This window comes from Bifidobacterium sp. UBA6881, assembly GCA_002451435.1.
Taxonomy (GTDB): Bacteria; Actinomycetota; Actinomycetes; order Actinomycetales; family Bifidobacteriaceae; genus Bifidobacterium.
In genome coordinates this window covers 2,863-4,976 of record DKCF01000089.1, presented here as the reverse complement: position 1 = coordinate 4,976, position 2,114 = coordinate 2,863, and the positions used below count along the sequence as shown (strand labels likewise).

The 2,114-nt window shown below is 58.3% G+C and carries 3 protein-coding genes; all 3 read right to left on the bottom strand.

The window, feature by feature from the left end:
* The coding region (locus B3C64_RS06945; protein ID WP_291534670.1) for a hypothetical protein at positions 1 to 247 on the bottom strand (247 nt) is incomplete at its 3' end.
* An 85-nt stretch (positions 248 to 332) separates the two neighbouring features.
* Positions 333 to 1,223, bottom strand: coding sequence for a carbohydrate ABC transporter permease (locus B3C64_RS06940; protein WP_291534668.1), 891 nt, complete (start codon positions 1,221 to 1,223; stop codon positions 333 to 335).
* 32 nt (positions 1,224 to 1,255) lie between these two features.
* On the bottom strand, positions 1,256 to 2,114 hold an 859-nt coding region (locus B3C64_RS06935), incomplete at its 5' end, for a carbohydrate ABC transporter permease (protein ID WP_291534667.1).

Below are 2,114 nucleotides of genomic sequence, written 5' to 3'. Positions count from 1 at the left end.
AATCCGGCAATTGAGAACGGTTGAAATCAGTCATTCCGATTGGGCTCCTTTGCATAGCGGATACGTAGTCGAAGCGCGGCAGGTGTGCTCGGACACGCATTGCAGAAACGCGATTGCCTACCGTTTCATGGTAGGCAATCGCTTTTTTCTTTCCTGGGTGCGGCGCGTTGCGCGAAGCGGGAAATGAATGGATCCCCCGCTCGGCGCTGTGAAAGGAAAGCCCAGTGGGCTTTCCTTGATTTGGCAAGCGGACGGCCTACGGCCGCGTTTTTCTGCCCTCGCTCAACTATCGTCTCGCTCAAGGGGAGCCTATGAACAGCCCACTGGGCTGTTCACTTCACAGCGCCCCTCATCACACCGCCGACGACCCACTTCTGGGCGAAGACGTAGACGATGAGCACCGGCGCCATCGCCATCAGGTAGGAGGCGAACGCCATCGGATAGTTCGAGGTGAACTGGCTTTGGAACACGTACTGCGCCAGCGGAATCGTCTGGTTGCTTTGGTCGGTCAATGTGATCAACGGCAGCAGGAAGTCGTTCCATGCCCACAACGCGGTCAGAATCGCGATGGTGGCGTTGATCGGCCCCATCAGCGGGAAAATGATCGTCCAGAAGATGCGCCAGGTCGAAGCGCCGTCGATGCGGGCGGCCTCTTCCAGCGAAATCGGAATCGAACGGATGAAACCGATGGCGATGAACAGGTTCGTGCCGATGCCGAGAATCGTGTACAGCACGATCAGGCCCAGCTGGTTGTCGAGGTGCAGCGTGCCCATCTGCTTGGCGATCGGCAGCATGATGACGGTGAACGGCACGAACATCATCGCCAGGAAGAAGTAGTACAGGAAGCGGAAGAACCGCTTGTCCATGTTTCTGGCGACGGCGTAGGCGACGAACGTGTTCGTCAGCAGCGTGAGCACCACCGCGCACACGGTGATGATCGCGGAATTCAGCGCGGCCTTCGGATAGTTCACCTTGTTCCACGCATCGACGAAATTATGCCATTCCCAAGTGCTCGGCAGACCGAACGTGCCCGCCTCGCTCGGCGTCTTCAACGCGGTCACCACGGTGAAATACAGCGGCACGAGCACGGTAAGGCTCAGCACCGCGACGGCCGCGGTGAGCCACCAGTTGACGTTGCGGTCCTTGCGGAACTTTTCCGGCCTGCCCTGCGGTTTCGCGGACGGTTCGGCGACCGGCTTCGTTGCGACAGTTGTGGTAGTCATGATTGTTCTCCTTTGCCTTCACACCTTGCCGATCAGACCTTTTCCTTGCCGCTGAAGAACTTCAGCTGCACGAAGGCCAGAATCGCCAGCACGATGAAGAACGTGACCGCGTTCGCCATCTGGTAGGAGTATTCGCCGTTGCCCAGGCCGTTCTGGAAGATCAGGTAGGAGACGGTTTCGGTCTTGGAATCCGGACCGCCCTTGGTCAACGCCATGATCTGGTCGAACGCGCCGAGCGAGTTCTTCAGGCTCAGCACCATGTTGATGGTGAAGAACGGGCCGATCAGCGGGAAAGTGATCTGCCAGAAGTTCTGCCATGCGCTCACGCCGTCGATCGCCGCCGCCTCGTAGATCTCGTTGTCGATGGTCTGCAGGCCGGCCAGATACAGCAGCGTGGAGTACGCCACGCCCTGCCAGATCGACAGGAACACGATCGGGAACCATGCCAGGTCGGGGTTGGAGATCATCGACGTGGACAGCCAGTCGATGTGCAGCGCCTGGCCGATGGCCGGCAGCGGAGTCATGAAAATGTACTTGAACACGTAGCCGATGACCAGCACCGACAGCGTATACGGGATGAAGAAAATCGCACGGAAACCGTTCTTGAACGCGATTTTGGAATTCAACAGCACCGCGAGGAACATACCGAGGAAATTCGTGCCGATGGTGATCAGCACGGCGATGAAAATCGTGAACAGGTAGGCATGCCCCACGCGCGAATCCTGGAACATCGCAAGGTAGTTCTTGAATCCGATGAATTTGAAATCGCCGTAGCCCTGCGAATTGGTGAACGAGTACGCGGCGCCCTGCAGGAACGGCCAGTACAGGAAGATCGCCACCAGAATCGCGGCCGGAACCGTCATCCAATAGAACGCCGGATCGACCTTGCGC